Origin of the sequence: Nostoc sp. C052 (genome assembly GCF_013393905.1) — a bacterium.
In the GTDB taxonomy this organism is placed as follows: domain Bacteria; phylum Cyanobacteriota; class Cyanobacteriia; order Cyanobacteriales; family Nostocaceae; genus Nostoc.
Map to the genome: position 1 here is coordinate 1,879,612 of NZ_CP040272.1, position 24,854 is coordinate 1,904,465.

General features: G+C 37.9%; 17 protein-coding genes. 4 read left to right on the forward strand and 13 right to left on the reverse strand.

The annotated features are described in order from the left end of the window. Positions 1-153: 153 nt before the first annotated feature. A complete protein-coding gene (locus FD723_RS07525; RefSeq protein WP_179064764.1) occupies positions 154-1,113 on the reverse strand; it encodes an NAD(P)-dependent oxidoreductase in 960 nt (319 codons plus the stop codon). 162 nt (positions 1,114-1,275) lie between these two features. Then, positions 1,276-2,337 (reverse strand): uroporphyrinogen decarboxylase, encoded by a 1,062-nt coding sequence (gene hemE, locus FD723_RS07530; RefSeq protein WP_179064765.1) that lies wholly within the window; start codon positions 2,335-2,337, stop codon positions 1,276-1,278. A 248-nt stretch (positions 2,338-2,585) separates the two neighbouring features. On the opposite strand from hemE, the gene FD723_RS07535 reads away from it, so the two are divergent. Then, the gene (locus FD723_RS07535; protein ID WP_179064766.1) at positions 2,586-3,323 is read left to right on the forward strand and encodes a hypothetical protein; all 738 of its coding nucleotides are present in this window, start codon (positions 2,586-2,588) and stop codon (positions 3,321-3,323) included. Positions 3,324-3,356: 33 nt separating this feature from the next. Here FD723_RS07535 and FD723_RS07540 read toward each other — a convergent pair whose 3' ends face one another. The 3 genes from FD723_RS07540 to FD723_RS07550 all read right to left on the reverse strand — a co-directional run bounded on the left by FD723_RS07540 (position 3,357) and on the right by FD723_RS07550 (position 6,744). After that, complete coding sequence (locus FD723_RS07540) at positions 3,357-4,676, reverse strand: ABC transporter substrate-binding protein (protein ID WP_179064767.1); 1,320 nt, start codon at positions 4,674-4,676, stop codon at positions 3,357-3,359. A 54-nt stretch (positions 4,677-4,730) separates the two neighbouring features. After that, on the reverse strand, positions 4,731-5,897 hold the full coding sequence (locus FD723_RS07545) for a glycosyltransferase (RefSeq protein WP_179064768.1): 1,167 nt from the start codon (positions 5,895-5,897) through the stop codon (positions 4,731-4,733). A 187-nt stretch (positions 5,898-6,084) separates the two neighbouring features. Then, entirely contained in the window at positions 6,085-6,744 is a 660-nt protein-coding gene (locus FD723_RS07550; protein WP_179064769.1) for a glycosyltransferase family A protein, read from the reverse strand. Between the two features lie 597 nt (positions 6,745-7,341). Between FD723_RS07550 and FD723_RS07555 the strand changes: the two genes are divergently transcribed. Next, positions 7,342-8,052, forward strand: coding sequence for a class I SAM-dependent methyltransferase (locus FD723_RS07555; RefSeq protein ID WP_179064770.1), 711 nt, complete (start codon positions 7,342-7,344; stop codon positions 8,050-8,052). Between the two features lie 371 nt (positions 8,053-8,423). Beyond that, the gene (locus FD723_RS07560) at positions 8,424-9,167 is read left to right on the forward strand and encodes a bifunctional 2-polyprenyl-6-hydroxyphenol methylase/3-demethylubiquinol 3-O-methyltransferase UbiG (RefSeq protein WP_179064771.1); all 744 of its coding nucleotides are present in this window, start codon (positions 8,424-8,426) and stop codon (positions 9,165-9,167) included. Between the two features lie 52 nt (positions 9,168-9,219). Here the strand turns inward: FD723_RS07560 and FD723_RS07565 are convergent, their stop codons facing one another. From FD723_RS07565 to FD723_RS07585, 5 genes are all read right to left on the reverse strand, one after another. Then, on the reverse strand, positions 9,220-10,023 hold the full coding sequence (locus FD723_RS07565; protein ID WP_179064772.1) for an FkbM family methyltransferase: 804 nt from the start codon (positions 10,021-10,023) through the stop codon (positions 9,220-9,222). 130 nt (positions 10,024-10,153) lie between these two features. Beyond that, on the reverse strand, positions 10,154-11,056 hold the full coding sequence (locus FD723_RS07570) for an LD-carboxypeptidase (protein WP_179064773.1): 903 nt from the start codon (positions 11,054-11,056) through the stop codon (positions 10,154-10,156). A gap of 29 nt (positions 11,057-11,085) precedes the next feature. Beyond that, a complete protein-coding gene (dacB, locus tag FD723_RS07575) occupies positions 11,086-12,549 on the reverse strand; it encodes a D-alanyl-D-alanine carboxypeptidase/D-alanyl-D-alanine-endopeptidase (RefSeq protein WP_179064774.1) in 1,464 nt (487 codons plus the stop codon). 62 nt (positions 12,550-12,611) lie between these two features. After that, the gene (locus FD723_RS07580; RefSeq protein ID WP_179064775.1) at positions 12,612-13,088 is read right to left on the reverse strand and encodes a tellurite resistance TerB family protein; all 477 of its coding nucleotides are present in this window, start codon (positions 13,086-13,088) and stop codon (positions 12,612-12,614) included. Between the two features lie 348 nt (positions 13,089-13,436). After that, positions 13,437-14,249 carry an SDR family oxidoreductase gene (locus tag FD723_RS07585; protein WP_179064776.1) on the reverse strand — a complete coding sequence of 271 codons (813 nt, stop codon included), beginning with the start codon at positions 14,247-14,249 and terminating at the stop codon, positions 13,437-13,439. A gap of 206 nt (positions 14,250-14,455) precedes the next feature. Between FD723_RS07585 and FD723_RS07590 the strand changes: the two genes are divergently transcribed. Beyond that, a complete protein-coding gene (locus FD723_RS07590; RefSeq protein WP_179064777.1) occupies positions 14,456-15,433 on the forward strand; it encodes a threo-3-hydroxy-L-aspartate ammonia-lyase in 978 nt (325 codons plus the stop codon). 76 nt (positions 15,434-15,509) lie between these two features. Here the strand turns inward: FD723_RS07590 and FD723_RS07595 are convergent, their stop codons facing one another. The 3 genes from FD723_RS07595 to FD723_RS07605 all read right to left on the reverse strand — a co-directional run bounded on the left by FD723_RS07595 (position 15,510) and on the right by FD723_RS07605 (position 24,817). Next, the gene (locus FD723_RS07595) at positions 15,510-20,852 is read right to left on the reverse strand and encodes an AAA family ATPase (protein ID WP_179064778.1); all 5,343 of its coding nucleotides are present in this window, start codon (positions 20,850-20,852) and stop codon (positions 15,510-15,512) included. Positions 20,853-21,058: 206 nt separating this feature from the next. Next, positions 21,059-23,368 carry an NAD(P)-binding protein gene (locus FD723_RS07600; RefSeq protein ID WP_179064779.1) on the reverse strand — a complete coding sequence of 770 codons (2,310 nt, stop codon included), beginning with the start codon at positions 23,366-23,368 and terminating at the stop codon, positions 21,059-21,061. A gap of 198 nt (positions 23,369-23,566) precedes the next feature. Next, on the reverse strand, positions 23,567-24,817 hold the full coding sequence (locus tag FD723_RS07605; RefSeq protein WP_179064780.1) for a hypothetical protein: 1,251 nt from the start codon (positions 24,815-24,817) through the stop codon (positions 23,567-23,569). Positions 24,818-24,854 lie beyond the last annotated feature (37 nt).

The following is a 24,854-nucleotide window of genomic DNA, read 5'->3' on the forward strand; positions in this document are numbered from 1 at the left end:
AATTCTCAATTCCCAAGTTTGTAGCTTTTTTAAACGCAGAGGGACGCAAAGTGAAGCGCAGAGGGACGCAAAGTTTGAGCGGTAGATCCTGCGTTGAATATGTTATTTATCTGCTGATATTTGACAAATGCTGTCAAAAGCTACAGATTACATCTAATTTTTAGCGCGTTTGATACCACTAATTTTTAAAATATCACTCATGGTTGCACAGTAATTTGGCAAGCCGAAACTATCGGGATTGATGAATTTTTCATAAGTAAAATGCCGATAGTTCATGCAAAACCGATCCCAAGCGGCCATCTGAATGCGAAACAGAACAATAATTAAATTAGCCAAGGCTAAAGATATGGGAATACGAAAGTAAATCTTTTTGCCCAAATAAGCGCAAACTTCTTTTATTGCTTGATTAGCTGTTAACGGTGCTTGACCTAAAACAAGCCGATGTGGTTGATGGTTTTTGGGAGGATGATCGATTAAATATCGCACGACAGTGGCAATGTCTCGTCCGTGGATAAAGTGAAAACTGCCATCTGCTTCCAAAAAGCGAATCAAATTAATATATTTTGTCACTTCTGGAATGCCAGATGTGACAGCAGAATAGGGTTTATTGGCATCACCACCCAATACTAAAGTGGGAAATACTGTGGTAATTTTGGGTGCGATCGCTAATTTTTCTTTTTTCTCTAAGCACTCATATTTAGAACGGATATAATCTGTCCCAATTTCTCCGGCTTCTTTCAATGGTTGATTGTACCGATCTAAAACGCTGGCTGTCGAAAAATAAATCACCTGCTGACAACGTTCTGGATCTAGTAGTTCGAGCAACTCTATAGTCTTGACGACATTAATATCAAATGTCTCATCACCACCCCAAGCTGTGGCTGTGAGTACCGCCGTATCAATTGTGGATAGCAAATCGGCAAACTGGCGAATATTCTGCATATCACCTTGCAAAACTTTGATACCTGAACGTGCGTTGGTATCAATTTGCAGTTTGCTTGGGTTCCTAACTAGTAGATACAGTTCGTGATCTGTTTCCTTAATTAAGGCTTCTGTTAAATAATGACCTACACAACCACTTGCACCAGTCACTAAAATCCGTTTCTGGCTCATAGAGAATTTTTCAAAATTTAGGAGTTAAAACTAAAGAGTAAAGAATAAAGTTAAAAGTTCCAAATTAGGAGCTACTCTGAAAATTTTAGATTTTGAATTTTGGATTTTGGATTGCAGTAAAAATCTAAAATCTAAAATCTAAAATCTAAAATTATATGGCTACTAACCCTTAACTCCTGCAAGGTTAAGTTCTTTTGCGGTTTCAAAGAAGAAAGCGACATTTTCTTCGGGAGTTTCTGGGAGGACACCATGACCAAGATTGAGAATATGACCCCAATTGCCAGCTTTGCGAACGGTATCGAGGATGCGATCGCGGATAAACTGTTTAGAGCCGAATAACACGCCTGGGTCAAGATTTCCTTGAACTTTGACTTGCTTACCCAATCTGGCTCGTGCATCTGCCATATCTACAGCCCAGTCTACACTGACAATATCAGCGCCAGATTGTGCCATTCTTTCCAACACACCCGCACTACCGCTAACTAGCAAAATCAAAGGTGTTTCGGGATGGGTTTGCTTGACTTGCTGGAAAACTCTCTGTTGATAGGGAAGAGCAAAGGTATCATAATCTTGAGGACTCAATTGACCTGCCCAAGAATCGAACATTTGGATAACTTGAGCGCCAGAGTCAATTTGGTAGCGGGCATAAATGGCGATCGCATCTGCTAATTTAGCTAACAGTTGATGCAATATCGTCGGATCTGAAAATGCCAGATTTTTGATGATGGAGTAGGTTTTAGAACCTTTTCCTTCTACTGCATAAGCTGCTAACGTCCACGGCGCACCCACAAAGCCCAACACCGTTGATTTATCACCTACTTCCGAACGCAGCGCTTGCAAAATCGTTTTGATGAATGGTAGCGCGGCTTCTGGTTCTAAGGGATGCAAATTATCAATTTGTTCTTGAGTGCGGAGGGGTGAATGAATGATTGGCCCTTTACCTTCCGCAATATCCATGTCAATACCCAAACCAGGTAATGGGGTGACAATATCAGAAAATAAAATTACTCCATCTGGTTGGAAAGCTCTCCACGGTTGCAAGGAAACTTCAATTGCTACATCTGGAATTTCCGAGCGATCGCGAAACGAAGGATACTTATCTCTTAAGTCTCGATATGCTTTCATATATCGTCCCGCTTGTCGCATCATCCATACAGGGGGACGATCTACTACTTCACCACGAGCAGCCCGTAAGAGATGAGGAGTTGTTGAATAAACACTCATTTATCACTTCATCCTAAGTCACAACTTTTATGCCACTGTTTAGCTTATCATTCCGGGATTACGCTTTTTCAGCAGGTTTGGAGATTAGAGATTGGGGACTAGGGATTGGGGACTGAAGAGTAAGAAATAGGATAAAACAAGAATCAATATTGGACTAAGGATTGGGAATTGGGAATTAGGTATGGTTATTATCCCTATCCCCTAGTCACCAGTCCCCAGTCCCCAATCCCCAGTCCCCCTAACTCCCTATGCAAACTGACTCTAACAGTCCCGACCATCTTGCATCTGCTAGTAACGAGCCTAATCCAGGAAAGTATTTGATTCCGCGATCGCAGCGACAGAGGTTCTTTATTCAGTTTACCTTAATGACTCTCATCGGATGGGTTGTGGGTGGCGTTGCCAGTATCGCTTTAGAGAAAATTATTCTCCACAACCTCTCATCTAATATTGCTACCCAAGCACAAACATGGAGCATTTTGGTCAGAAGTCTCAGTAATGTTGTATTTGCCGTAATTTTCGCTGCTGACCAGAGCCTTGTTCTTTACAGATATTTACCGGGTTGGCAGTGGCTATTTGCTACCAGCATCGGTTGGCTGATTGCCAATGGCGTTTCTACAGCTTGGATTAACTACATTTCAACCATTGTCTCATCATCTCCTGAAGAAACTTTTATTTTGGGATTTCTATTTGCGATCGCTTATATTATTTCTGGTATTTGGCTAGGAATTTGCCAATGGCTGGTATTGAGGCGATACACAGCAGACATTTGGTGGTGGAATTTTTTACCCTCAATCTCTTTCTTCTTGATTACTATTTTGGTTTGGTTGCTTTTTATTGTGCAAAATTTGATTCCAGAAACCTACCGTACTCCCATACTATATTGGAGTGGACAAGGACTGACAGCAGCGATTCTCGGAGCCATACCAGCAATTGGTTTGTGTACATTGAAAAGAAATTTACATCCCAAAACTAAAGTTTCTTCGTGATTTTGATCGATAGGAACCAATACCCAGTCCCATTTATTTGTCATCCCAAATCAGTTCTAAACGCTCTTGTGCTATTTTGAGGGCTTTTTCAGCAGACTCTCCTAGCAATGTCGCTTCTATCGCTCGACCAAGACTGTCAGAAATACGGCTATATCCAGCAATAATCGGTTGAGAACGTGCCACAGGTAGTTGGTCAAAAAACACTTTTAACATTGGTTTTTCGGTGATAAATTGTTGATAAGCTTTGCTTTGAGCCGATGTGAGGGTAACTGGCAAAAAACCCGTCCCTATACACCATTCAGTTTGGAATTCCTCGCTCAAAACATATTCTAAAAATTTGAGTGCTGCTTGCTCTCTTGCTGGCGTGGTCTTCATCACAAATAAATTTCCGGTACCTGTGACTGTGGCAGGTCTGACACTTGCTGGTATGGGTAATACTTGATGATCGACCTCAGATTTCATAATTAAAGTCCAGGGGCCTGTTATTTGCATCGCTACACGACCTGCAAGAAACGCGTCTTCTTCATAACCTCGTTCTGGGGCAGAAAGTAATACTGAACCATCTTTCATCAGGTCTTGCCAAAATTTTAAGGCCGCGATCGCACCCGCATTCATTAAATTGGGGCGATTATTGATTACAATTTCTCCCTCAGCACCAAGTAAAAACGGGAACCAACTAAATACAGTCCATCCTCCTTTTCCTAAAGGCAGTAACATGCCATACTGTTCGGGGCGGCGATCGCCATTGCGGTCTATAGTTAATTTTTTGGCAACTTGTCTCAATTCATCCCAAGTCTTGGGTAATTCTGTAATTCCCGCAGCTTCAAAAAGTTTAGGGCGATAAAAAATCCCAATATTACTGGTGTGCATTGGCACTGACCAAATGTGACCATCTAACTGCATTTCTTCTAGTAGATTAGGTCTAATATCTGACTTGAGAGCCGATTTGTCTAACCAATCTTCTAAAGATCGAATTGCCCCTAATTCCACAAATTGACCCGTATATTCAGGATGGAATGCCAGCATATCTGGTGGCACATTGGCAACTACTGAGGTCAATATTTTTGGTAATTGAGGTTCACTCTCAAAGATAGATTGCACCTGAATATTAGGATGAGTCTGATTAAATTTATCTACTAGTTTTTGAAATATATCTCGATTTGCAGGGGGATTAATAGCGTGCCATAGTGTTAGATGAATTACCCCATCTTCCTTTTGTCTTAGCCCCTGACAACTAGATAAAAATATCAGACACAAACTTACAATGATTCCTAAAATAAAAAACTGCCGAGCCGAATTTCTCAATAAATACCAAAAATCTCTAATTTTGGGAGCTAAAAAATTAGTATTCATACAAAGTCTTTAGACATAAATATTAGGTAAAATAGCATGTTATTCAATTTTTACTTATTCTGAAATAACTTGCTTTATCAAAACTTCTAATCTTTCAGCACAGCTAGCCGCACTAAATAATTGTGCAATTTCCTCAGAGCGTTCAATTTTCTCCTGAGGAGTTTTTACATGGTCAATAATGGCTGCTGCTAACGCATCTACATTACTTGGTGGTATTATTGTCCCACATTTAAGTACTTCAGAAATCTCACGTGGACCAACTGGGCAATCAGTGGCAATAAATGTTACCCCACTAGCTACAGCTTCTACAAGAACCAGTGGTAAGCCTTCAAAATGGGAAGCAAGTATAACTGCTCTAGACAGTGAGAAATAAGCTCTAGGATTGAGAACAGAACCGGCAAACAGCACAATTTCATCAATATCTAAAAACTTTGCTAGAGCTTGTATCTCTGTCTCTAAATCACCTTCCCCTAACAAAATCAGCCGAATATTTAAGTGATTTTCACTAACTTTAGCAAATGCTTTGAGTAAGGTTTTATGGTCTTTTTGATGGTGAAATCTAGAAGCACATACAAAGGTAATCAACTGCGAATTACTCAACCAAGATTTGGCTATAGGATGAAGAGGTTGGTTACTAATATCATCTATAGCTGGATTATAAGATATCACAACTCGATGATGCTTTAACCCAATATTTGCGAATCTTTGATATAGAGAATTGCAAACAAATATTAATCCACTAGCTTGCTGAAGCGCAAGCATATCGATTCTGCTAGCAAGACTGATAAATAAGTTTTGAATCAATGCGCTAATGGGGTTTGTTTTACGTTCAACGTATGATTCAGAAATATAATCGCTGTGAATATAGCTAATATAGGGAACAGAGAAACTACCAGGAATGAATTTAGATAGATAAAAGAGTTTAGTAATAAATGCAGTATGACAAACAATAATATCCGGTTTTTGTTCAGCAATCACCCTGCTTAATTTTATTGCTACCCATATTTGATGTATCATCCCCCCGATAATAAATAGAGTACCTGCAACTTTCATCACAATCACAGTTTTGGCTGCTTTAAAAGATACTATCCATTGTGACTCTAAAACAGTAAGCACCACAGTAGAAACTTCGTAGCCAGCTTTGGACTGAGAAGAAATTAGCGAATCAGCAACTTTTGGCGCTCCACCAATGTTATTCAAAACTATATGACAAATATGCATAGTTGCAGGTAGCGTTATACTAAGTGGAACCAATACCTTTCGGTTAAGGGGAAAAGAGGAAGGGTAAAAGGGAAAAGAAAAACCTTTAACCTTTACCCCTTAACCTTTTCCCCAAACCCAATTTCAAGTTAAAAATGCTTAACCGAACAGTATTGTAAGTGGAACAAGATAAACCGAATTAAAGTTTTTAGGTTAATGAGCGCTGTTCCAGAACATCCTTGGTAATGCTAGTTTCTGCTCTTGTGTAAACGTAGGTTTGCGGTTCTGTAAATTTTTGAGTTTTGAAAATTTTTTCTGCTCGTTTCCAAAAGTCTGTATCTTCTCCATAGGGAATATTATTAAATCCTTGCAATTCAAAAAATACTCGCCTCTTACCAAAAAATGTCGGGCCTAAAACACATTCGCGTAAATTAATGATTTTACCTGGTTGAAAATAATCGGCGACAAAAATCTCTTCTTCAGAAAAAAATCCTCCTTCAATCAAGTCAATTTCTGGATTAGCCTGCATGTATTTAAGTCGTGACTCTAGATGATTGGTTTTATATGTATCATCGCTGTCAATAAAGGTGATGTATTTACCAAAGGATGCTTGAACTCCGGCGTTTTTAGAGTACCCTAATTTTTTATTTTGGTGTTTTAAATAACGTATATTATTAAATCTTTGCAAATATGGATTGACAATTTCAAAAGTATTATCTTTACTACCATCATCAACTACCAATAGTTCCCAATCTTTAAAAGTTTGCTCAAGAACACTATTGATGCAATTATTCAAATATTTTTCTCGGTTGTAGGTGCAAAGTATAACTGAAATTTCGGGACTGAAGTCAAAGACAATAGGACTCATAAGAGTTAGATGTTCAATTTATAACTAGTTTAAAGTTGCTCATACTGACAACACAGCATCATAACCAAATAATTATGCTATCTGTGATTTATTTGCTGATATTCAATATGCCATAATCTGCATCGACTGATGGCTACACCCGCAAAAAGCATCACGCAATACTTGCTGTACAGTAAAGCTAAGTATATTTTACGTTGATTTATACTACATTAGTTAACCTCCTCAGGCAATTTTGCAGACTTTATAAAACACCACTTAAACATTATTTATTTTCCTGAAGATGGCATTTACCCTATTTTTCCTTTTGGGACTATAACCCAGATTAGTGGGCATGTCTACACAATTACAAATGCTTACGTGCCGATTAATCGTATTTGGCTTGGCAACCTATCGCTAAGAAATGTGGATTAAATATGATGCAAAATCTCATCCTGTCTCTAGCTTCCGTCTCCAATATATCGGAGAGGGATTGAGGGTGAGGTAAACCAGCGACAGAAATTTTATGTTATTTAATTCTTATTCCTAAGATTGAAATTTGCTCTGGCTCTCTCAATTGTGCTAATATTACTGCCTGTTATCCATCTACAGTATTTATCAATGCAGCCATCAAATTTGGAAATTAATAGAAACTTCTGGAATGAGTATGCTAAACAGTGGAGTAAATATGATTTTCAAACAGCTAATGATCAAATTACACAGCCTGAAAAAGATGCAGCCATAAGTTATTTAGGTGATGAATGGGGGACAGCAGAAGATGTGAAAGAAATTATTAGTGAATATATTTTCCCATTTTTAACTAAAAACAGCACAGTTGCAGAGATTGGTGTTGGTGGTGCTAGAATTGCAGCCAAAGTAGTTGAAAATGTCGAAAAGCTATACTGTTTTGATGTAGCACCAGCAATGCTAGATAAGGCTAAAGAAAGGATTGGACACTATCCTCAGGTAGAGTTTCATTTAATGGAAAACTCTGAATTTGAAGCTGGGTTGGGTGAAAAATTTGATTTCATATATTCTTTTGATGTTTTTGTACATTTGGATCTACCAACAATTTGGAAATATTTAAACAGTATTTATAAAATACTCAAAGAGGGTGGGAGAGCTTTTATTCATACTAGCAGTATAACCACACCAAATGGTTGGACAAGGTTTTGCAGCAAAGCAGATAGTGAACAATTGTATTATCCAACTTCACCAGAAGCAATTAAGTGGCTCATAGAAAAGGCACAGATGACTGTGATTAAAGAGTCTACGCCAGATGGAAATAACTTTTATCTGGAACGTGATTATTTAGTGGTAATACAGAAATAGCTCAACTTTTAATCGCAAATCGGTGGTTATGATCGAATACAATTATAACCATGCGATCGCCTCTCTTTCTCTACCCTGTAAATAATTCTAATTCTTGCAAAGCCCACTAGTACCGCAAGGCGGGATTCAAAATTCCAAATGAATACAGCGTCAGCATTTCATTGATTGAGAATAGATGGTTTATTTACGCCGTGTTGTACTAGGGGCAATTGCCTTTAATAAATCACCTAATTATAGGTTTGATGGGAGAATGGCTGTTTCCAGATTGCATCAATTATTAAAATTTAGATTTCTGAAAAAAAGTAAGTATAAAAGATTGATTCAGTTTAAGATATAGAATATTGAGTTAATGATAATAGTTAATTAAATTCATGGTTAAGCATCCCGCTCCAGCTTTCTTAAGCGATTATTGGCAAAATTCATTTAACTTAAAACAGCATCTACAGGATTTTTTGCATTTAGATTCAGAAACACTAGAAAAAAGGTTAGCAACAGGACAAGAAGAAATGGCCGAGTTAGGCCATAAAGATTTTGATTGGGAAAAAGCAACAGACTTTTATCGCGAACAAGTGGGAGAGGTTTATTTATTTGAGTTGGGAGCTTGGCATTTAGAACAAAGTCAAAATATTGAAAACACGTTACATTTGATTGTAGATCATGCTCAAGGTCGGGTGTTAGATTTTGGCGGCGGGATTGGTACTCATGCACTTAATGCTGCCCTTTGTCCACAGGTTGAACAAGTAATTTATTGCGATCTTAATCCTATTCATTATGATTTTGTGCGTTATCGGGCTGAACAGATGGGTTTGAGCCACAAAATGAGTTTTTATTTGGAAATGCCTGAAAAAGAGACTTTTGATACTATCATTTCTTTTGATGTTTTAGAACATTTGTCAGACCCCACCCAACAGTTACTAAAGTTTCATCAAGCGCTGACACCTACTGGTAAAACAATCTTGAATTGGTATTTCTTTAAAGGCTTTAATCAAGATTATCCTTTTCACATTGATGATCCTCAAGTAGTAGAGACTTTCTACAGGACGATTCAAAGCAAATTCTTAGAAGTTTTTCACCCTTATTACTGTACAGCTCGTTGCTACCGAAAATGGGATTGAGTTGAACTCAAACCCCACAGTAGTTTTTAGATGTCAGGATAAAATACTTTGTTCAAAGACTAACATGAGTATCGTACCAAGGTTCCTGGATTTTAAACTTGTCTAGGAACATTCTCCCTATGGGGAATCGGTAAATAATTCCATTCACTCCGATTATTTTATAAGTCCAAAAAATGCCTTTGTAGACTTTGATTACTTCACTCTCAGAAAGCCAATTACCTGGGGTTTCTTCACCAAAAAGTCCGCTAGCACCATATTCAAACCGATGTGGGATATATTGACCTTCTCGTGCTGGTGAAGGGCAAATTTGTTCAGGTACATGCCCTTGACTGATGGCTTTGAATTTGTGATAACCAAGTTCTTTTAATAGCGCAAATTCTTCCAGCAGTTCCTTCCAAGAAGTCTTGGTTGACTCTATAGATAAGAACTGTGGTTTAGTATTAAACTGCCGTAATGCCTGTATGCATAATAAATCAGCACCTTCGATATCTACTTTGAGATAGTAGGGAATACCAAACTCCTCCAAAATTCTTTCAAATCTGCGCCCTTCTACAGTTATCTCAATAGAAGGCGCATCAAAAGAGCATTTGTTCCGAATAGCCCAATCTGGTGAAGTTGTACCCCAAAAGCTTCTCTCCAAGTTAGCGTAAAAAGTGACTGGCTCATCTTTCGGTGATACAGCAATATTTAGAAGAGTAAGTTGACCCTTTTCTATATATAAATTTAGTCGCTTTTTTGTAGCTTCGTAAAGCTCAGGATGAGCCTCAATACCAACAACCCGAAAGCCTTTTTTTAAGTAAAACTCTGTATCTTCACCTGTGTGAACGCCGACATCAATTATTAAATTTTTATCCATAAATCATGTTTTCCCTGAATAACCATGCAAGCGTTCAAACATGTAATACTTTACACTATCTATAGTTTTTTATATAGAAATGCTACCAAAAGAAAGTCATGTTCTTGAATTTAGCGGATCTGATTTTAACTTAATGTGGATGCGCGATCGCTAATATTCCCGCATCCCCATCTAAAGTTACCTCTACACCCATCGGTAAGGCTGCATTGGGACTATCATGGCCAAAAGGTAAATCGGAGACAATGGGAATCCCCAAATCACCTAAGCGATCGCGCAATACTTCTTCTACACTAAAACTAGATATAGTGGGTGGCGCTTCACAGCGAGTAAAACCACCCAAAGCAATACCACAGACTTTAGATAAAGCACCACTCAAACGCCACTGTGTCAGCATCCTATCGATGCGATAAGGTGCTTCGGTAACATCTTCCAACGCCAGAATTACACCATCTAGATTTGGCAGGATTGGTGTACCCAAAAGGTGAGTAGCTACCGTGAGATTACCTGGTAACAAAGTGCCAGTAACTATGCCACCACCCCAACCGTAACCTTTGAGAGGGGTGAAAGAACTACTTTCTAACCAATCAAATAATCGCTTAATTGAACAATCTGGTTCATCTGGCAAAGTCGTCATTACCGGGCCGTGAACGCCGGAAATACCTGCTGTATAAAGGCTCCATAATAAAGCGGTGATATCAGAAAAGCCTATGAGCCATTTGGGAAGCGCTGAATTTGACCAATTCCAATTTTCTAAGATGCGAGTGCTACCAAAACCGCCTCTGGCACAAAGGATACCACGACAATCAGGATCTTGCCATGCTGCTGCTAGCTGGTGACGACGAGTTTCATCTGTCCCAGATAAATAACCCCATTTGTCATCTATCTGAGGACTGACTTCTAATTGATAACCGCGCGATCGCCAAATTTCTAGACTCCGTTCAAATGCCTCAAATTCTCGCAAAGCACCACTAGGGGCAATTACTCGTAGTAAGTCTCCAGGTTTCAAGGGCGGTGGTAAAATTTTGGCTGGCATGAAAAAATTTAAGAGTGAAAAGTATCATATTAACAGTGATGCAATTGCGTTAACAACACAACAACTTCATCAATTGCCTGGCGTACAACTGTTGCAGACTGATCCGACTGATTCACGATAATACTAAAAACCAGCGGCTCATACTTTGGTGCATTTATATATCCAGATAGAGAAACGACACCATTTAACGTACCTGTTTTTGCTTGCACAATTCCCTCAGCAGGTGTATCTTGAAAACGGCCCTTGAGAGTTCCACTTTTACCCGCTAAGGGTAAAGATGCGCGATAGATATATGCGGTTGGTGTTTTTGCGATCGCCCGCAAAATTTGTACAAAAGCTTCTGGTGTTACTAAGTTGCGACGTGATAAACCCGAACCGTCCACTAAAATATAATTTGCTGGATCAACTCCCAATTTAGTTAAACTGGCTTTGACAACCTCCAAACCGACATCAGCACTAGTCTGATTTTTTACTCCGGATTTTTTCACAGCTAACGCTCTCAGCAGTGCTTCAGCATAAAGATTATTACTATTCTGAAGAGTTTCCATTAATAATTCAGATAAAGGTGGTGACTCTACAAAGGCTATTTCCTCTTGATGAATACCACCACTGACTACTAATGTTTGTCCCAAAGTAATTTTTTCTGTTGCCAAAGCACTACGGAAGCGTCGTAAGAAGTAATAATTGGGATCAACTACAGGTAAATCTATTAAAGATGGTTCAGAATTTGTTGTCAGTTGTCCTTGAATTCGTAATGTTGTTCCTGATAATTCGCGGGTAACATTGACATAGCTTGGTTGATTTTGGGCAGCGGTTACTGACTGATTAATTATCCGCCATTGTTTCGCCTCGCCGGGATCAATCCACACGACTTGCAAAGGTTTACCTACAGCCTGCGGTACAAGTTTTAAACTAAAAATATTTTGATTGAGAATAAAGCTGCTGACTGGTGTGCCATAGTCTGACTGCACATCTTCCCATTGCCAGGTGGGGTTAACAATATCCCCTTGAATATAACTATCATCAGCAATCAACCGCTGAATTTGGGTAATCCCTTTCTGTTTTAGCTGTTGTGCTAATGCTTGTAGTTGAGTATCACTTAAGCTAGGATCTCCCCTACCGACAACACTTAAAACACCATTACCATTCTGATAAATAGAGGTGCGAATCCGAAAATTAGCACCCAATATTTGCAATGCCGCTGCTGTTGTCAGCAATTTAAGATTAGACGCGGGAGTAAAATACTTCTCGGCATCTCGACTATAAAGAGTTTGCTCGGTTGACAGGGGTTGTACCAAAATTCCCCAACGCACCCGACTAAATAAGGGACGATTGATTACAGCATCTATAGCTGTTCCTAGTTGGGTAGAGCAAATTGATTTTGTGGTAGTTGCTGGTGCAACTGGGGTTTGTGCTTTAGCTGCTGGCTGGGTAACACCAATTTGAGTACCCAGAAACAGCAGCATCAAGCTAAGAGAAATTTTCCTAATCATCAGATAGTTATTAAAACTACTTGATGATAATACCTTAGTTGGACGGGAGTAAATTAATACTCTTATTCATCTTCATCTTCGTCTTCGTCTTCGTCTTCGTCTTCCCCGAATACTCCGTCTATAAGTTCTTGTGCGCGTTCGTCTGAAATCTTTAAGGCTTCCTGAAGCTCAGAGATATAATCTTGTTCACTTTCGGGTACTTCTTCATCAATCCCTACTACTAAGATTGCTGTGATGTATGCAGCTTCGCGATAACCTCTATTAGGTAAAGATTCGATGGATTGGGCGATTAAATCTTCTGGATCTTCTTCTTCAATTAAGCTGACGACTTTTTCGGTCAATTCTTCAAAGTCGTCATCAGAATAATCTTCAAATAAGCCAACCCGACTGAGAAATTCACTTAAAGCATATTCTTCGGTTGAAGAAATACCTTCACCATCGGCAGCTGCGGAAAAAAGTCCAATAACTGCGATCGCAACTTCTGGTTCTAGAGCAACTGAACTAACACTACGGCCTTTGGGCAATTTGCGTTTAGACATAATTATCCTCTAAAAGTTACGTGATATGTCAGGAAGTCATACCTTGCGGTTTTTAATGCTTCCTCAAATTTAGGATTCCCAAAAAAATGCGGAAATATACATTGGGATAAATCTTTTTTTCATAAAAAATACGTAGAGAATATATTCTTCTACGTATAAAAACGGTTAAAAAAAGGGACGGGACTTCCAAGAAATAAATTACCTAATCTTGTGGGGTGGGCATCTTGCCCGCCATACAGACTGGGCTCTCGTGTCGCTCACCCCACAAGAAGTAGTTGAGTATTTTTTTATTTAGAAGTCCCCATAATGACAAACATATTCTGGCAAAATTGGATGCTCTCGATAGAACTACCGATTTTTTTTAAGCTCGTGCATACTTCTGACAACCTTTGTGACTAAATTTCTGGGTGTAAATCTGACACTTTCACTCAATATCTTATTTCTCATACCAGGAACGACAACGGTTTTATTTTTCATTAAGCTTCGATAACCAATTTTTGCGACGGTTGCCGTATCCATCATTCTCTTAACGTTAGCAATCTTGGAATTTTCCATTGCAGCAGTTTGCTGAAATTCCGATGCTGTTGGCCCTGGACAAAGAACAGTCACGCTGACACCAGTGCCCTCTAATTCATTAGCGATCGCTTCTGAAAATGATAAGACATAGGCTTTAGTAGCAAAATAAACTGCCATTAGTGGCCCTGGTTGAAAAGCCGCTGCTGAGGCCACATTCAATATTTTTCCATAGTTTTGCTCGACCATATCCTTCAGGAATAACTTAGTTAAATGAGTTAGGCTGACGATATTTACCTGTAGCATTTTCAGTTCAGTGCTGAGGTCTGTTTCGGTAAATGCTCCATAAGTACCAAAGCCAGCATTGTTAACCAGCACATCAATCTTGATGGATGCTTGCTGTAGTTCTGTAAAAATTTCTTCTGGGGATGTTGGTATAGATAAATCCTTGGCAAAAATTTTGACAAAAATGCCAAATTTTTGCGGAAATTCATCTATAATTTCATTAAGTTTTTGTTCATTCTTATCTACTAACACAAGATTATAACTATGACGAGCAAAAATCTGGGTTAATTGATAACCTATTCCACTAGCCGCTCCGGTAATGAGAGCAGTTTTTTTTTGCCGACTTTCGGATGTTTTATTCATGTTGCCAAAATGAGTAAGGTGATATTAATTTAAGCTTTATAAAACTAGTTACAGCAATATATAATGTTTGCTGTAACTAGTTTTATGAGGAAAATAAATGATGCTATCCACCTGAAATTGAATATGCTTCGATCAAGCATATTCAGCGCAAATATAAAAATCTGTATCTATATCAACAAGAGCAAAAATATTTAATATTATTATCAATGTCACAGCATAATTCTGTTACTATAACTGACGTGCAAGCAGCACAAGAGCGAATTTTGGGTATTGCCCACCGCACACCTGTACTGACTTCTAGAATCGTTAACGATCGCACCAATAGCCAGGTATTTTTTAAGTGCGAAAACTTTCAACGCACAGGATCATTTAAATTTAGAGGTGCATACAATGCCCTAGCCCAACTATCAATAGCACAAAAACAAACAGGCGTTATCACCTATTCATCAGGAAATCATGGCCAAGCGATCGCTTTAGCTGGACAATTACTAAATATTCCCACCACCATTGTCATGCCCGATGATGCACCCGCTGTCAAACAAACTGCCACTTGTGGTTATGGTGCAGAGGTAATTTTGTACAATCGCCAAGAAACAAATCGAGAAGAATTAACCCAAAATCTAGCAAATGAGCGCTCTTTGACACTGATTCCACCTTACGATCATCCGCACATCATCGCCGGACAAGGTACAGCTGCTTTAGAACTGATTCAAGAAGTTGGTGAGTTGGACTTACTATTAGTTTGTTGTGGTGGTGGCGGATTACTTTCAGGAAGTGCGATCGCAGCTAAAGCACTTTTACCCAATTGTAAAGTAATCGGGGTAGAACCAGCGATCGCCGACGATGCTACTAGATCCTTTCACACCAAAACCCTACAAACTGTCAAAAATCCCAATACCATCGCCGATGGTGCGCGGACTCCTAGCCTTGGTCAAATTACTTTCCCCCTAGTCTTGCATTACGTCGATGATATGGTGACGGTATCGGAAGAAGCGATTCTTCGCACTATGTTTTTCTTGTGGGAACGTCTGAAAATTGTCGTTGAACCCACCGGAGTCCTCGCCGCCGCCGCCTTACTCGAAGCTGGTGTGATGACAGCATCAGAGGCGAAAATTGGTGTCATCATCAGTGGTGGAAATGTAGATTTGGCGCAAGTTGGTAAATTGTTTTCTGACGCAGACTGACCGAAAATTAACGTTTCCAACCCGCGCAGGCGAGTTTTGCCTGTGTAGCCGCGACTTCTAGTCGCCTGGCACAAGACTAGATTACCCGCTTTTGCAAACAGGGAATTTGAATGATAAACTCTGCACCCTTTCCAGGCTCAGAAATGCACTCTATTGTACCTTGATGTTTGTCTACTACGATTTGATAGGTGATTGATAATCCTAAACCAGTACCTTGTCCCACAGGCTTAGTAGTGAAAAAAGGATCAAAGATTCTTTCTCTGACACTATCACTCATCCCTACCCCATTATCCTTAATGGAAATGACGACTAAATCAGCGTTGACTGCTTGGGTACGAATTGCGATCGCACCAGAATTACTTTTAATTTCCCCTGCTTTTATTTCCTGATTTGACTTTTCTAAAGCATCAATCGCATTATTCAGAATATTCATAAATACCTGATTTAGCTGCCCAGCATAACATTCAACTTTTGGCAAATCACCGTAATTTTTGATAATCTCAATCGCAGGCTTACCTGGTTTCGCTTGGAGACGGCTTTGCAAAATTAGTAAGGTACTTTCAATTCCCTCATGAATATTCACCGGTTTCATGTCAGACTCATCTAACCGAGAGAAATTACGCAATGTCAGCACAATCTCCCGAATGCGTTGTGTGCCAATTTTCATAGAAGATAAAGTTTTAGGCATATCTTCTTTAATAAAATCAACATCAATATTCTCTAAAAACTCTTCAATTTCTGGTGCTAAGTCGGGATAGATATTTTGATAAATATCAATCAAGCTCAGTAAATCTTGTGTGTAATTATCAATGTGAACTAAGTTACCATGAATAAAACTTACAGGATTATTAATTTCATGAGCAATACCAGCAATCATTTGCCCCAAACTTGACATTTTTTCGGTTTGAATAAGCTGGGTTTGAGTTAGTTTTAATTCCCGCAGTGTTTGCTTTAATCGCACATTATTTTCATTTAATTCCCTAGTTCTTTCTTGTATTTTCTCTTCTAATTTAGCGTAGAATTGGGCATTTTCTAAGGAAATAGCTGCTTGTGAAGATAGCAACTTTAATACTTGTATTCTTTCATAAGTGAATGCTCCTACTGTTAAATTATTTTCTAAATAAAGTAACCCAACTAATTTGCCTTGATTAACGATAGAAGTACATATAAGTGATTTAATTTCATGGTCAACAATATATGGATCTAGCGTAAAACTTCCTTCGCTACTAGCATCAGATAAAACTACATCTTTTTTAGTTCTTGCAACATAATTAATCACAGAAATAGGTAATTGCTGACTGTTTTCTACTGGGATTGATTGACCAACAGTTAAATCATCTCGATCGACAGTTGCTTTAGCTTCAATAAATAACTTTCCTGCTTTATCTAGCAGCAAAATACCAGTCTGAGCGCCAGCATTTTCAATCACAATTGTCATTAACCTTTCTAGTAAATTTTCTAATAAAATTACTTCTGACAAAGCTTGTGATGCTTTAATAACTGTGATTAAATCTAGCCCACTTGATTTTTCATTAGCAGTGGAAGTAGTAATCGTATTACTTGTAAATCCTAATTTAGATTGAGTGGAAACCTTAGTAATTAATTCTGGATATTTTAATTCCAAATCATTAAATTTAGCAATCGCTCCCCAACGACGATAACCATAGTGTGCCTTTGTCATATATAGTGACGCAAATTCATTTCTCCCTAGACTGAGATAAAATTCTGCCGCACATTCATAAGCCAACGCTTCTTCATGAATATATTCAGAATTACGAGCGCCTTTAATTGCGCGATCGTAGTATTCCATCGCCACTAATACTTGTCCTAAAAATCGCGCCTTTTCTGCCTCTACTAGTTCATATTTGTGCTGATTATTTATAGGTGAATGCTCTGCCCATTCTTTTAATTGGTTTTGATTTTCTTCTACTTTTTCTATGGCAGTTTTTATATCTGTTTTGTAAGTAGGATTTAAACAGATAGCCAACAATACCAGAGAATAATAAAACTTATATTGAGGTAGATAAACAGTCCCACTAGCTGCAACTTCATACTGTTGTGCTAATTGAGCATTTTTAACAGCCTGACTATAATCTTTAAATAAATAACTCAAAATACTTTTGGCAAGATAAGCATAAAAGATAGCTGTAATATTCCCAGCCATTCTCTGCATTACTGATTCATTAAAACTATCGCCCTCTAAACAAGATTCATTATCCTGTCCTTGAACTAGCTCGATTACCATCTGTTTTAAGATCAGTAAGCAAATTGTAAAATGTTCTTGCTGTATTTTATGCGCTAAATTAATATATTGTTCTAGTCTTTGCTCAACAATCTCTAAATTTTCTCCAGTCCAGAAAGGATGCCAACAAACCAATAATCCATTGTAACCCACATACTCAATGTCCCCTGTATCTAAACCACTTTGAACACCATCTTGTAGAGGTTCTATCGTTGCTTGAATATGTTCTTTCCAGTGTCTAACAAAAATATTAAATAAGGCGTACACTTTAGACTTAATTTGTCTAGCATTGAATTGATCTAAAATCTTTAAAGATAATTTACCAAAACGATATCCTGATTCAATATCCTTAAGAGGCCCACATAAAATTAGCCCATAAAAACCATAAGCATAAGCTGCAAAAGATGAATTGCCATACTGCACACATAAATCAACCATCGTAAAAGCAATCAGTGGTAAAAGTGCAGGATCGGCTAAATAAGCGGGAGGCATAGCTGTCATTAGTATCCTCATAGCAGCTAGCTTATGAGCCTCAGTCATTTCTGGCAGGTTGACTAATTCTTCAATTGTTAACTGTGCTGGCGGAGTTTGAGACAATGAAACTCCCAACATCTCTAGCACCTGCAAATCTAAATCTAATGCTTCGCGCATTCGATTTTGAGCCACATAAAACTGAATTTTTTTCTCATATACTTTAACAGTATCAAGAATAGTTATACTGTTATTTATAACACTAGTAAATAATGCTTCTGCTTGCTCAAAATTTGTATTTAAATATTCTGCTTCTACTGTTTCTACATGAAGGTCAAGAGTTAATTCATAATAGTTTTGCCAAGAATCAATTGCAAGTAAGCTCAGACCTTGCTTCAGAAATTTTACAGCAGATTCATAAGCAGCAGAATCTTTAGCTTTCCGTCCAGACACAAGATTTAATTTAGCTAGTTTATATCTTTCTTCTGGAGAAGTTATTAGTTCAGCACCGATATTTAATTGGTTAACAATATCGAAGATTTTTTCTTCTAATAAACTTTCGTCTAAATTGTTTAATAGTAGTCTACCAATATTTAAATGAATCTCCTTTTTATGCTCATCAGGTATCAAGGAATAAGCTGCTTGTTGCACGCGATCGTGAAGAAATTTATAATCAATTATAAAAACATCAACATGGTTTAATAGTTGTGGTTGTTTATAGCTATCACTTAGAGGTATGACAAAACCCGCTTGTAGTGCTTCCCAAATATCAAATGCTGTGTCATTCTGAGATTTTTCATTAACACAAGAAAGTATATTTAAATTAAATCGATTACCAATACAGGCAGCTATTTTTAAAATATTTTGTGTACTATCTTTAAGCTTTTTAATTTTACCGATCATTAATTCAACAACATTATCAGTAATTCCTAGCATCTGAATACGCTGAATATCCCATTGCCATTTACCAGCAATAAAGTTGAATACAAGCAGATTTTCTTGGTGGATAAACTTGAGTAATTGATTGATAAAAAACGGATTACCAGCAGTTTTATTAAAAATCAGTTTTGCCAACTCTTTAGATTCTTCTAAGCTAGACTTTAGGCTGTCGCTAATTAACTGACAAACATCAGCTATTTTTAAATTTTGACAATGAATAATCTGGATAGTACTACTATTTTTTTCAATTTCCCGCAAAACTAACATTAAAGGATGACTGGTATCAACTTCATTATCTCGATAAGCTCCAATTATCAATAAATATTGAATTTCAGTATCTACAGCCAATAACTGAATTAATTTTAATGAAGCTAAATCTGCCCATTGTAAATCATCTAAAAATAGAACTAATGGATGCTCTTTTTGAGCAAATACATTGATAAACTTTTGAAAAACCAAGTTAAAGCGATTTTGTGCTTCTGCTGAAGCGAGTTGTGGTACTTCTGGTTGTTGACCAATAATAAGTTCTAGTTCAGGAATAACATCAATGATGATTTGAGCATTTGGGACTAGAGCCTCTAAAATTTTTACTTTCCAAGTGGCTAATTGTGCTTCACTTTCTGTCAGTAATTGCTGCATTAACTCTTGAAATGCTTGAATCAAGGAAGCATAAGGAATATTGCGCTGAAATTGCTCAAATTTACCAGTAATAAAATAGCCTCTGTTTTTGATAACAGGTTTATGGATTTCATTCACTAAGGCTGATTTACCAATACCCGAATAACCAGCAACTAATATTAATTCTTTATTTCCTTGATTAACTTTTTCAAAAGCAGTCATTAATATATCTATTTCTGCTTCTCGTCCATACAACTTCTCGGAAATTTGTAGTTGGCTAGACTGATCCTGCTGACCAATGGCAAAGTTAGTTATAGAATTAGTTTGCTCTAATTGATTCAGACAGTTTTCTAAATCTGCTTTAATCCCAAAAGCACTCTGATATCTTTCTTCAGCAGTTTTGCTGAGTAATTTCATAATAATTGCAGAAATTACTTGAGGGATTTCTGGGATTAACTGATCTACTGTTGTAGGTTGTCTAGCAATATGACAATGAACTAATTCCATTGGATCAATTACTGGAAACGGTAACTGACCTGTGATAATTTCATAAAAAGTTATACCCAATGAATAGAAGTCTGTACGGTAATCAACTGTTCTGTTCATTCTTCCTGTTTGCTCTGGAGACATATAGGCTAGAGTTCCTTCAAGCAAATCAGGATTACTGAGTTTGGGTTTTTCTTGTAAAAGCAGTGATGAGATAGAAAAATCAATAATTTTAACTTGATGAGTTTCTAAATTAACAATAATATTCTGTGGTTTAATATCTTTATGAATAATATGATTTTGGTGTAATTCACCCAATGCTTGGGTAATTTTAATGCCTATCTTAAGAAAATCAAGTAACTTAATTTTCTCTGATTGAATAATTTTATAGAGAGAACTCCCATCAAAATTTTCTAAGACAATTGCCAAACCATTGTTGTATTTTTCTAAGCTATAAGCTTGTATAACTCCAGGAATATCTAAATTTTTTATTAGTTCATATTCATGCTTGAATGCTGCTATATCTTTTAGCTCAGGGTATTCTATTTTTAAAAGTTTAATAACCACTAGTTTGTCATCCTTATTTCTCGTGGCTCGATAAACAGTAGTTTTTATTCCTTCATGAATTAATTCTATTATTTTGTAATTAGATAATTTAATCATTTGTTATGTTGGTACTTTTAATAATGTTCAAACTTCTAAGATGATTATCCTATCATTCACAGAATAATAAATACATTTTTAAAGTCGGTTATTTAACAAACTTTAAAAATGTATCGTCCTGCCAAAAAATCTAGATTTTCGCAAACTAAGTAATGCTACATTTTGTTGAGTTTATCAAAATGTAGCTCATGAATTTGAACATACCCTTAGAACCAAGAATCCCATTCACCAATAATTTTATTGGTGTATTTTATATGGAAGCATTGGTCTAGAATTGCTCGTGTCGCTTGCATTGCAGATATCACTGTAGCTTCCACACAACCGGAATTGTAGCCGTTGTTAATCCAGTCACCAGCTAAGTAAAGGTTATCAAACCCAGATTCATCAGTTTTGAGTCGATACTTGGTACTTCCAGGTACAGACAGCACATAACGTTCTGACGGGTTAATGTTAACTCGCCAGTATTGAGCTTTAAAGCGTTCTACTCCCTGGCGGTTTTGAAAATCTACTAGTAAATCCCAATCCAAACCTTGGGTATTTTTGGGATGAGTAGCATTAGGCCAAAGGTTTCCGATGTAATTGTTGAGGAAATTAATTGCTTGTTGCTCTACCTTTTTTTGGGCTTTAGCTGGAAAATTATATTCTGTGTGGGGGGGAATTCCTGGATCTGCAATTACGCCGGTGAAATAAGCTACGTTATAAGGATAATGCTCAGAAGGCCAATTTTCTCGTTGTACTAATTCACTCATATCTGCATAGACATCGAGTGGTTCAACGTAAGCGCCTAGCACGGGACTAGGTTTTTGCCATCCCAATTGCGCTAAGGTAGGCTTAAGCCATATTTGTCCGCCTTGAGTAGTTACTGTTTTGACTTGTTTAAACATATCATGCCACTTTTGATGAGCTGGATTTTTTTTGGCATGGAGCAATTCACTACAAATAGATGGTAAGGCGGCTATGGAAATTCCCAGCAGCACAATATCAAAATCATCGCCTTTGGTGAGGGTAATTTTATCTACATTTTGCCAAGGCGTCCAATGTGACTCAAGGTCAATTTCTTGGTCTTGAAGTTTTTGGGCTTCTTCATCGAGAATCTGATCGTAGAGAGGTTGATTAGGCCAGCAACGAATGTCTTTAACTGTGATAAGTGGTTGATATTCTTGCTCTGGATTTTTTAAATTTACTTGGCGAGCTAAGGTGATACTTGTTATTGATTGCTGGTCTTTATCCAAGTGTAACTGCTGGGCGACATGGAAGAATTTGAATTTCACGCCGCGACGCTTTAGCACTTCATATAGTGGAGTGACAACTACCTCCGCCATGCCTGATTGCATTTTCCACATGATGGCACCATTGTATTTAAACAAGATGGTGGTGAGGACACGGATAGCTGTTCCAGCTGCTAGTTGGGGTTTATTGGTATTGCCTTCTGGAAAGCCATATACTAAATCGTATAGGACGCGAATAAATGCTGATTTAACGCTTGATTCCTTAGCTCCATGTTTTCTTAGCCAGTCTTTGTAGTTGTACTCATCTAAACTGTCTAGAGAACAAACATCAATGATCTTATCTACAAATAAACCTCGGATATTTGCTAATGCTAGGTCAATGAGTGTTAAGCGCCAAAAGATTTCAGAATTTTGTCCGATTTTAGATTCTATTTGACTGCTCAAGTGTGTTTGAAAGCGCTTTATTAGTTTGACAATTAACTGGTGATGTTCGCGCCGATGAGTTTTAGGATTTCTAGGTAGTGATTGAGCTAGGTTGTGGGCAAGGTTTAAGAAAAGTCCTTCAGAAGTTAAGTCTAGGTTTTGGAAGATATTGCTAATGTATTGGTTGATATTGTTCAGCCATCCTCCCCAAAAGATGGGTTTTTGGAGAAATAACTGAATCAACTCGCTAGGAAACTCCAAGAGACTACCATCTGATAAAAATTCCACTACCTCTCTACCTAATACTATTTGTTTGGCAAGAGATGCTGAGAAACTTTTAGCAGCATAGGACTGTTCGTAATTATGAATTCCAGCGTAAGTCTGAATGACGAATTCAATGGTGGTGCAGATATGATCCCAAAGGGAACAAATGCCGCCACCTTTCCAGGGAACGAGAGAATTGGTAGGGAAGTCAAAAGGCAGAGTTACCCAATTTTGATTGATGTATTCTTCTAAGACTATGAGACTGTGGGGTTTGAATGCATCTTCTATGGTGCTGAAAGGCCCGTTACCACCAAGTTCGTCGTAGCATTGCTTGAGTAAACGAAAGGCATTTTCGTAGAATCCAAAAAAAATGTGCAGTCCGTGTTCTTCAATGCGGTAGTCGGGTTCATAATCAGGTGCATGGGGTTTGATGTTGCGTCCAGTTGCACATTTACCACCCAAACGCCAACCTGTTTGATAAATAGTAATGTCGTAGAGACTATCCCATCCTGGTTGACTGGTTAATTCATAAGCGGTGGTTAATGATGCCATTCCACCGCCTAAGATAGCGATCTTTTTTGGCTTGAAGGTTTCGGACATGGTTGTTTTTCGTTATGTGGTGAGGGTAAAGAAGGAAACAGCAGGCAGAGGAGATAATTTACTCAGAATTCAGGACTCAGAATTCAGAATTCAGAATTCAGAATTCAGAATTCAGCACTTAGAATTCAGCACTTAGAATTCAGCACTTAGAATTCAGAATTCAGAACTCAGCACTCAGAATTCTGAACTCAGAACTAATTAATTTTTCTGTGGTGCTTGCCAAACGGCTTTTCCATCTTTGAGGGTGAAGTCGAAATGCAGAACAAAACCAAGTTTGACGGGGATATTTATTGACTCGCTACCTGCGGGATAACCTTTGGCTAGTCCTAAGTCTTGGACGATTGGTTGGCTAGCAAAATTATTGATTTTTAATTGAAATTGATCGCCAAAATTCTTGAAGCCAAAGAGTTTGCCACCATAGAAGGTTTGTAGCTGCATGGGGGATTCAATCAATGCTTGATAGCAGGCTTTTTTGCTATTTTCTACGTCACGGATTTGTTTGAGGGTAACGAGGGGGACGACTCTTTTTAGAAGATATTCGATGAGATTGAAGGGTAACTGTAAGCCAGGAATTACAACTTCGTCGTTATCAAATAATAAGCTAGCGATCGCTCTTACTGATTCTTCAAAGCTGCCCCATGTTTTGATATCTTGATGTTTATCTCCTGTACCGATGCGTTGAATTTCCAGCAGGCGCGCATCTAGAGATTGACTTGTGGGAGAAAATTCTTTAAATACTAAGGTGTCTACGGTTAATAAATCCGGTTCTTGATTTAAGTCAGGAATCTTAAATGTACCAAGTTGTTTAAAGAAGCCGTAGACTTCTCTACCAGAAACTAGGATGGGAGAATTATTTACGTATAAGTAAGGCATGAAGCAAGCTAGGCGTTCGGCAATGAATAAAGGCCCAACTCTTTTACCTACTACTGTTAACATCCAAAAGATAGCTTCTTCTTCATGCACAGTTCCTTTGTCATAGTCAGGTGGATAAATAGAACTTAAAGAATTTATCTTGTTGAATGTCAAGATGAGATAGTTTGTCGCTGGGCGATATTCAATCTCGCCGTTATTGGGATCGTTAAGATATTTATCACACACCTCTTGCAACTTTGCCATTGAACCTTCAACGACAAAGCCGTACATTTTTGTGTCTTTGATTTCGTAAGGTTGATTAAATGCCTGTCCATCTGCCCGTTCTATATATTTAGGGTATGATGATTTGTTACCGCCTCTGCCAAAGTAATTTTGGAAAAAACTAGTTGCGTCTTGTTCCATATTTTTGCCTTTTACGGCTAAATCTTGGAACAATTGATCTGGTTTTTGTTGGATTTGGGTAAGGTAATCTGTAAGTTTTTGGGGTTCTTGAAGTAGGGTAGTAAATTCGCTAAAAGCGCCTAAAGCCGTATGGAAACCTGTTTGTATTGTCTGTAAAGGGTTGTTGGTGTTCATCGGGTTGTGGGGAATAAATGAGTCTTGTTTGAAGTAT

Bases quoted from the DNA above. Each gene is read 5' to 3' on its own strand.
- FD723_RS07525 (WP_179064764.1), bottom strand. From the start codon at position 1,113: ATGAGCCAGAAACGGATTTTAGTGACTGGTGCAAGTGGTTGTGTAGGT.
- hemE (WP_179064765.1), bottom strand. From the start codon at position 2,337: ATGAGTGTTTATTCAACAACTCCTCATCTCTTACGGGCTGCTCGTGGT.
- FD723_RS07535 (WP_179064766.1), top strand. From the start codon at position 2,586: ATGCAAACTGACTCTAACAGTCCCGACCATCTTGCATCTGCTAGTAAC.
- FD723_RS07540 (WP_179064767.1), bottom strand. From the start codon at position 4,676: ATGAATACTAATTTTTTAGCTCCCAAAATTAGAGATTTTTGGTATTTA.
- FD723_RS07545 (WP_179064768.1), bottom strand. From the start codon at position 5,897: ATGCATATTTGTCATATAGTTTTGAATAACATTGGTGGAGCGCCAAAA.
- FD723_RS07550 (WP_179064769.1), bottom strand. From the start codon at position 6,744: ATGAGTCCTATTGTCTTTGACTTCAGTCCCGAAATTTCAGTTATACTT.
- FD723_RS07555 (WP_179064770.1), top strand. From the start codon at position 7,342: ATGCAGCCATCAAATTTGGAAATTAATAGAAACTTCTGGAATGAGTAT.
- FD723_RS07560 (WP_179064771.1), top strand. From the start codon at position 8,424: ATGGTTAAGCATCCCGCTCCAGCTTTCTTAAGCGATTATTGGCAAAAT.
- FD723_RS07565 (WP_179064772.1), bottom strand. From the start codon at position 10,023: ATGGATAAAAATTTAATAATTGATGTCGGCGTTCACACAGGTGAAGAT.
- FD723_RS07570 (WP_179064773.1), bottom strand. From the start codon at position 11,056: ATGCCAGCCAAAATTTTACCACCGCCCTTGAAACCTGGAGACTTACTA.
- dacB (WP_179064774.1), bottom strand. From the start codon at position 12,549: ATGATTAGGAAAATTTCTCTTAGCTTGATGCTGCTGTTTCTGGGTACT.
- FD723_RS07580 (WP_179064775.1), bottom strand. From the start codon at position 13,088: ATGTCTAAACGCAAATTGCCCAAAGGCCGTAGTGTTAGTTCAGTTGCT.
- FD723_RS07585 (WP_179064776.1), bottom strand. From the start codon at position 14,249: ATGAATAAAACATCCGAAAGTCGGCAAAAAAAAACTGCTCTCATTACC.
- FD723_RS07590 (WP_179064777.1), top strand. From the start codon at position 14,456: ATGTCACAGCATAATTCTGTTACTATAACTGACGTGCAAGCAGCACAA.
- FD723_RS07595 (WP_179064778.1), bottom strand. From the start codon at position 20,852: ATGATTAAATTATCTAATTACAAAATAATAGAATTAATTCATGAAGGA.
- FD723_RS07600 (WP_179064779.1), bottom strand. From the start codon at position 23,368: ATGTCCGAAACCTTCAAGCCAAAAAAGATCGCTATCTTAGGCGGTGGA.
- FD723_RS07605 (WP_179064780.1), bottom strand. From the start codon at position 24,817: ATGAACACCAACAACCCTTTACAGACAATACAAACAGGTTTCCATACG.